This window comes from Vibrio sp. Vb1166 (assembly GCF_033338695.1).
Lineage (GTDB): Bacteria > Pseudomonadota > Gammaproteobacteria > Enterobacterales > Vibrionaceae > Vibrio > Vibrio alginolyticus.
Genome location: NZ_JAWOTE010000012.1, coordinates 151,805 through 159,178, shown reverse-complemented (window position 1 = coordinate 159,178; position 7,374 = coordinate 151,805). Strand labels below are relative to the sequence as shown.

Genomic DNA, 7,374 nt, shown 5'->3' with positions numbered 1-7,374 from the left:
AGTAGTTTTACAGGCAAAGCCGAAACGGATGATAACCACCTACTGAAGTAGGTGGTTTAGGGCTGAAAACAAAAAGGACGCCGAAGCGTCCTTTTCTAAACTGTAATCGTAATAGCGGCTGCTATTATTTCTTACCGCTTGATAGTGCACCGAAACGCTTGTTGAAGCGATCAACACGGCCGCCTGTATCAACGATACGTTGCTTACCAGTGTAGAATGGGTGACACTTGTCACATACGTCTAGGTGGATAGACTCTTTACCTAGAGTAGAGTTGAACTCAAAAGAGTTGCCGCAAGAACAAGTCGCTTTTACTGCTTTGTATTCTGGGTGGATACCAGCTTTCATGGGATAACCTCAATAGTAGGCCGTGTCGCTATACGAATCTAAGCCGCACACCACACGCAATTAATAATAAAATGGGATACCGCATCAACTAATTGCCGAAGCCATATCTCAAGGCGCGATATAGTAAAGAATCACATTGCTCGGATCAACACATTTGGCAACTTTTTCGCCACTTTTTTAGCCAGACTAATCATAGAGGCACGATTCACGCTGAATCACATAGCTTTACTCGAATTTCCATACCGATTTTAATAGACTCTCATTTCCTTTCCCTCTTTTTTAATAGCTAAGAATTTATGCGTCCAACCATTGCTAGAGTGGCATTACCCGTTCCGCTCGACAAACAATTTGATTACGCCATTCCGGGGCACCTGTTTCCGATCATTGGTGGACGTGTTTCCGTACCTTTTGGACGCCAAACGTTAGTTGGCATCGTCACCGCGATGGTTAATCACTCGGACTTTCCCAAAGATCAACTCAAGCCAATCAAAGCAGTTCTTGATTCTCAGCCGATATGGTCTGAAAAGCTTTATTCGTTGCTGACTTGGTGCAGCCAGTTCTACCAATACCCACTTGGAGATACGCTACACAATGCGATGCCAGCAGCTCTACGTAAAGGAAAGCCTGCAGATTTTGCGACGCTACAAGAGTGGCAAATTACCGAATCCGGTAAAGACAAGCTGATGCAAGGGCTTGATCGTCGAGCGGTCAAACAACAGAAGGTCTTGCAAATGTTGGTTAACGGCGCTTTGCCTCACCAGGAATTTGTCGACCAAGAGATAGCCTCAACAGTACTAAAGTCTTTAGAAGAGAAAGGCTGGATTGAACGTATCGAGAAGAAGCCTGTAATCACCCAGTGGGGACAGCACGTTGAATGCAACGTCGAAAAGCCAAAGCTCAACCACGAACAAGCGCTGGCTATTGCGAGTGTAAATAGCCAAACAGGTTTTGCCTCCTATTTATTAGAAGGCGTCACGGGCTCAGGTAAGACAGAAGTGTACCTCAACCTTATCAAGCCAGTTTTAGAGCAAGGGAAACAAGCCTTGGTTTTAGTACCAGAGATTGGCTTAACGCCCCAAACCATCAACCGCTTTAAACGCCGTTTTAATGTGCCAGTTGACGTCATCCACTCAGGGTTAAACGAGACGGAGCGTCTGAATGCGTGGCTTTCTGCACGCGACAAAGCGGCCGGAATCATTATCGGCACACGCTCTGCCCTACTCGCGCCTTTTGCTGATCTCGGGATTATCATTGTGGACGAGGAACATGACACCTCTTACAAACAGCAAGATAGCTTGCGTTATCATGCACGCGATGTTGCTGTAATGCGCGCTCATAAAGAACAAGTTCCGATTGTTCTGGGCTCAGCCACACCTGCACTGGAGACATTGCACAATGCCTTGTCAGGCAAATATCACCATTTAACACTAACCCAACGAGCTGGCTCTGCCGTGCCAACCACTAATAAAGTGTTAGATGTAAAAGGTCAGTATTTAGAAAGTGGCTTATCTGCCCAACTGATTGCCGAGATGCGCAAGCATTTAAAAGCTGGCAATCAAGTAATGTTGTTTCTTAACCGCCGAGGCTTTTCGCCCGCTTTGATGTGCCATGAATGCGGTTGGATTGCAGAATGTAAACGCTGTGATGCGTACTATACGTTCCACCATTACAGCAACGAAATACGCTGCCATCACTGCGGCTCACAACAACCGGTAATTCATCAATGTCAGGGGTGTGGTTCAACTCAATTGGTTACCGTCGGCGTAGGAACGGAACAACTCGAACAACAATTGGCTCAGTTATTTCCAGAATACAAAGCCATTCGCATCGACAGAGACAGCACACGTCGCAAAGGTAGTTTGGAAGATGCCCTTGAATCGATTCGTAAAGGTGAACATCAAATTCTGATTGGCACCCAAATGCTGGCTAAGGGGCACCATTTTCCAAATGTAACGCTCGTTGCTCTTTTGGATGTTGATGGCTCTCTTTATAGTAGTGACTTCCGCGCTTCCGAGCGACTAGCGCAGTTGTTTATTCAAGTCGCAGGTCGTGCCGGCCGCGCAAGTAAACCTGGCGAGGTTATCCTACAAACCCACCATCCTGAGCACAGCTTGCTGCAGGCCCTGCTTCAAAAAGACTATCGCCACTTTGCTATGACAGCTCTGGAAGAACGCAAACTGGCTCAGCTTCCGCCTTATAGTTTCTTGACTCTGTTTAAAGCAGAGGCGAACCAAAGTGAGATAGTTGAAGACTTCCTGCGTCAAGTTCGCTTTACGTTAGAGTCACACCCTCTGTTCGATGATTCCTGCATGGTGTTAGGCCCTACTCCTTCACCTTTGGCCAAGCGGGCTGGTAAATACCGTTGGCAACTATTACTGCAAACTCAGCATCGTTCATTGATGCAAAAGTTATTAACCAGTGCCAAACCTGCTATTGAGTTGTTGCCAAACGCTAAGAAAGTACGCTGGAATTTAGACATAGAACCACAAGATCTCAGCTAGCAAACGTTTAACTATGTAATGAATTACCATTTAATGTGACCAGAATCACACCAAGATTACAATTTTTGTTAAACAGACCGTAACTTTCACTTTAGAAATGAATAGACTATCCAAATTAGAAAAGTCTAAAGTGACTTGTTTGCACAGGCTTAGATTAAAACAATGACTATTCCCACAAATTGATATCGCGGTGAAGAATCCATTTTCCCACTCGTTAACACGAACTGAGCGAAGAGCAAATACAGCTCTAACTCGGTTTGATTACTCTGATTTCAAACCGGAATAACGTCATCTTGGCAAAAAATAAATGAGAGGTTAAAAACTATGGCGACAATGAAGGATGTTGCCCAGCTTGCGGGAGTGTCTACGGCTACGGTATCTCGAGCCTTAATGAATCCAGAGAAAGTCTCTTCTTCTACAAGAAAGAGAGTAGAAGATGCCGTACTTGAAGCGGGTTATTCTCCAAACTCATTAGCGCGTAACTTACGTAGAAACGAATCAAAAACCATTGTTACTATCGTTCCCGACATCTGTGATCCTTATTTTTCTGAAATTATTCGCGGTATTGAAGATGCAGCCATGGAACATGGCTATCTAGTCCTGCTGGGCGATAGCGGACAACAGAAGAAACGCGAAAGCTCTTTCGTTAACCTCGTATTTACTAAGCAGGCAGATGGAATGCTACTGCTTGGTACAGATCTACCATTCGATGTCAGTAAGCCAGAGCAAAAGAACTTACCTCCGATGGTAATGGCGTGTGAATTTGCGCCAGAGCTCGAGCTTCCGACAGTACATATTGATAACCTGACCTCAGCATTTGAAGCGGTGAATTACCTGACCCAATTAGGTCATAAACGCATTGCTCAAATCTCTGGACCAGATACAGCAATATTGTGTCAGTTCCGCCAGCAAGGCTACCAACAAGCCCTGCGCCGTGCCGGCATCAATAAAGATCCACAATATAGTGTCATTACTGAGTTCTCTTTTGATGGCGGAGCAAAAGCCGTTCGTAAACTGCTCGAATTGCCAGAACCACCAACGGCTATTTTCTGTCACTGTGACACAATGGCCATCGGCGCAATTCAAGAAGCGAAAAAGCTTGGCTTACGAGTACCGCAAGATCTCTCTGTTGTGGGCTTTGATGACATTAACTTCGCTCAGTACTGCGATCCACCGTTGACCACCATCTCTCAACCTCGCTATGAGATTGGTCGACAAGCGATGCTAATGATGCTCGAGATGTTAAAAGGCCACGACGTGCATTCAGGCTCGCGTCTGCTTGAAACTAATCTCGTCATTCGTGGAAGTGCAGCGCCACCACAGCGCCCTTAACCTAAAGATTAGGTATTCATCCCCAAAGCGGTGCTAAGGCGCCGCTTTTTTATTTACCCCTCCTGCTTTTTGTATATCCCCGAATAAATATAAGCGAGAACAGAAACACACTCCTACACTCGGGCGTTGTCGCGCTTTAGCTATCAAGATTCTATCAATAGGGTGTTTTCTCAACTCGTTCTGGATTAACATATTTGCAAGAATCCTTGATGACCAGAAATAACCGTGGCAAATAGAGATTATGTAAGACGGGGGCGAGGCGCCCCAAAAAAGTCGACAAAAAAACAGCCGCCGAGAAGAAAAAAACCTTGGCGCAGTGGCCTGCTCGCTATCTTGCTCGTGGGCGGTTTTGGCTATGGTCTTTACCTTTTGAGTAGCGACCCAGAACCTAAACAACCAGTCGTGAAGCAGCCAACAACCACTGTCAGCAAACCAAAGCCGAAAAAAGACTTGCCGCCACCACCAGAAGAAAAATGGGAATATGTTGAGTCACTACCGAAACGTGAAGTTGAAGTTGTGGCCAAAGAAATTGAAGTTTCTAAAATTCCTTACATCATGCAGTGTGGCGCGTACAAAACTCAGGCACAAGCCGAAGAGCGCAAGCTTGCAATCGCGTTCCAAGGGATGTCGAGCAAGATTCGTAAGAAAGAAGGCAGTTCATGGTATCGCGTGGTGCTAGGTCCGTATAAGTTCAAACGTGATGCAGAACGTGACCGTCATAAACTGCAACGCGCGAAAATCGAGCCGTGTGCGATTTGGAAAGAAAATCTTTAAACTCAGGCCCTAGGAGCTAAGATCCTAGGGCCTTTCTTTTTGCCCCCTTGAATCCCCATTTCTCCTCCCCCATATACTGAATTAAATCCAAAGAGAAATAATCAAGAGGTCGACTGTGACTACCATTGTATCTGTACGTCGAAATAATAAAGTCGTCATCGCGGGTGATGGCCAAGTATCTCTAGGCAATACCGTAATGAAAGGTAATGCGCGCAAAGTTCGCCGCCTATACAACAACCAAGTACTAGCGGGCTTTGCCGGCGGTACTGCGGATGCCTTCACCCTTTTTGAGCGCTTCGAAAGCAAACTGCAAATGCACCAAGGTCACCTAACCAAAGCGGCAGTTGAGCTAGCCAAAGACTGGCGTAGCGATCGTGCTTTGCGCAAGCTCGAAGCCTTACTTGCCGTTGCCGACGAAACCGCATCGTTAATCATTACCGGTAATGGTGATGTCGTACAGCCAGAACACGACCTGATTGCGATTGGCTCTGGTGGTGCTTACGCACAAGCTGCCGCAACCGCCCTACTAGAAAACACAGATCTAGATGCTCGTGAGATCGCGGAAAAAGCTCTCAATATCGCGGGTGATATTTGTGTCTTCACTAACCATCACCACACGGTAGAAGAGCTAGACTCAACAGTAGAGCCTGAAAAACCAACCGCGTAATCGTAACGAAGTAAGGAAAGAATATGTCTGAAATGACGCCTCGCGAAATCGTTCATGAATTGAACCGCCACATTATCGGTCAAGAAAAAGCCAAGCGTTCGGTTGCGATTGCACTTCGTAACCGCTGGCGCCGCATGCAGCTTGAAGAAAGCTTGCGTGCCGAAGTGACGCCAAAAAACATCTTGATGATTGGCCCTACTGGTGTTGGTAAGACTGAAATCGCACGACGCCTCGCAAAACTGGCAAATGCCCCTTTCATCAAAGTTGAAGCGACAAAATTCACCGAAGTGGGTTACGTTGGTAAAGAAGTTGAAACCATCATCCGTGACCTAACCGATGTCGCTGTGAAAATGACGCATCAACAAGCGATGGAGAAAGTGAAATTCCGCGCAGAAGAGCAAGCGGAAGAACGCATTCTTGATGCGCTACTGCCACCAGCACGTGATAGCTGGGGTCAAGCAGAGCAAACGGAAGAGTCTTCTCACACTCGCCAGATCTTCCGTAAGAAACTGCGTGAAGGCCAACTAGACGATAAAGAAATTGAAATCGACGTAGCCGCACCACAAATGGGCGTAGAGATCATGGCGCCTCCTGGTATGGAAGAGATGACTAACCAGCTGCAAGGCATGTTCCAAAACCTGGCAGGCGACACTAAGAAAAAACGTAAGCTGAAAATCAAAGACGCAATGAAAGCGTTAGCGGAAGAAGAAGCGGCGAAACTGGTAAACCAAGAAGAGCTAAAAGAAGCAGCGATTTTCAACGTTGAAAACAACGGCATCGTATTTATCGATGAGATCGACAAGATCTGTAAACGCGGCGAGAGCTCAGGCCCAGACGTTTCACGCGAAGGTGTTCAGCGCGACCTACTTCCATTGATTGAAGGCAGCACGGTATCAACCAAGCACGGCATGGTAAAAACAGACCATATTCTGTTTGTTGCATCTGGTGCATTCCAAGTGGCAAAACCATCTGACTTGATCCCAGAATTGCAAGGTCGTCTACCAATTCGTGTTGAGCTAGAAGCACTAAGCAGCAACGACTTCAAACGCATTCTGACAGAACCAAAAGCCTCTCTAACAGAGCAGTACGTTGCGTTGATGAAAACGGAAGATGTGGACATCGAATTCACAGAAGACGGCATCACGCAAATCGCGGAAGCGGCATGGACGGTCAACGAAAGCACAGAAAACATCGGTGCTCGTCGCTTACACACCGTAATGGAACGCTTGATGGATGAAATCTCTTACGACGCAGCGGAGCAATCTGGCGCTAAATTCGTTATTGATTCCGCTTACGTGAAAGCGCGCCTAGGCGACACAATTGAAGATGAAGATCTAAGCCGCTTTATTCTTTAATCGCAATCTATTTTACCAAAGCCCAGAACCTTGTTTCTGGGCTTTTTGTATAGAATGACGGTGACTTAGACAACACCCAAATCAAGGATCTCGTCATTCTAGCGAGCTCAAGCGAGGCTAAGAATCTGCTAACAGCAGACGCCTATTCTTTCTCTCTCACCTTAACCACTGCACAATCGGATGATGGATTCTGAATCACACTCGTTCCTCGCTGTTCAGAATGACGGTCACTTAGACGACATCTAAATCAAAAGGTCTGGTCATTCTAGCGAGATCTAGCGAGACTAAGAACCTGGTAACAACAGACGCCTATTTTTCCTCTCTCACCTTAATCACCGCACAATCGGATGATCGATTCTGAATCACATTCGTTCCTCGCTGTTCAGAATGACGGTGACT

General features: G+C 46.4%; 6 protein-coding genes. 5 read left to right on the top strand and 1 reads right to left on the bottom strand.

What is annotated here, in order from left to right:
• Nucleotides 1–124: 124 nt before the first annotated feature.
• Complete coding sequence (gene rpmE, locus R7E51_RS14160) at nucleotides 125–346, bottom strand: 50S ribosomal protein L31 (RefSeq protein ID WP_005379546.1); 222 nt, start codon at nucleotides 344–346, stop codon at nucleotides 125–127.
• 296 nt (nucleotides 347–642) lie between these two features.
• On the opposite strand from rpmE, the gene priA reads away from it, so the two are divergent.
• The 5 genes from priA (at nucleotide 643) to hslU (ending at nucleotide 6,975) form a co-directional block, all read left to right on the top strand.
• Nucleotides 643–2,847 carry a primosomal protein N' gene (priA, locus tag R7E51_RS14155; protein ID WP_206957933.1) on the top strand — a complete coding sequence of 735 codons (2,205 nt, stop codon included), beginning with the start codon at nucleotides 643–645 and terminating at the stop codon, nucleotides 2,845–2,847.
• Between the two features lie 303 nt (nucleotides 2,848–3,150).
• Nucleotides 3,151–4,179: a DNA-binding transcriptional regulator CytR gene (gene cytR, locus R7E51_RS14150; RefSeq protein ID WP_254901949.1), complete on the top strand. Its 1,029-nt coding sequence runs from the start codon at nucleotides 3,151–3,153 to the stop codon at nucleotides 4,177–4,179.
• A gap of 225 nt (nucleotides 4,180–4,404) precedes the next feature.
• Nucleotides 4,405–4,953 (top strand): cell division protein FtsN, encoded by a 549-nt coding sequence (gene ftsN, locus R7E51_RS14145; protein ID WP_017820300.1) that lies wholly within the window; start codon nucleotides 4,405–4,407, stop codon nucleotides 4,951–4,953.
• A gap of 115 nt (nucleotides 4,954–5,068) precedes the next feature.
• Nucleotides 5,069–5,620 carry an ATP-dependent protease subunit HslV gene (hslV, locus tag R7E51_RS14140; RefSeq protein WP_005383176.1) on the top strand — a complete coding sequence of 184 codons (552 nt, stop codon included), beginning with the start codon at nucleotides 5,069–5,071 and terminating at the stop codon, nucleotides 5,618–5,620.
• A gap of 23 nt (nucleotides 5,621–5,643) precedes the next feature.
• Nucleotides 5,644–6,975: an HslU--HslV peptidase ATPase subunit gene (hslU, locus tag R7E51_RS14135; RefSeq protein WP_025768349.1), complete on the top strand. Its 1,332-nt coding sequence runs from the start codon at nucleotides 5,644–5,646 to the stop codon at nucleotides 6,973–6,975.
• Nucleotides 6,976–7,374 lie beyond the last annotated feature (399 nt).

What these genes read in the sequence shown, in the direction of transcription:
- rpmE (WP_005379546.1), bottom strand. Translation starts at nt 346, where the DNA reads ATGAAAGCTGGTATCCACCCAGAATACAAAGCAGTAAAAGCGACTTGT.
- hslU (WP_025768349.1), top strand. Translation starts at nt 5,644, where the DNA reads ATGTCTGAAATGACGCCTCGCGAAATCGTTCATGAATTGAACCGCCAC.
- priA (WP_206957933.1), top strand. Translation starts at nt 643, where the DNA reads ATGCGTCCAACCATTGCTAGAGTGGCATTACCCGTTCCGCTCGACAAA.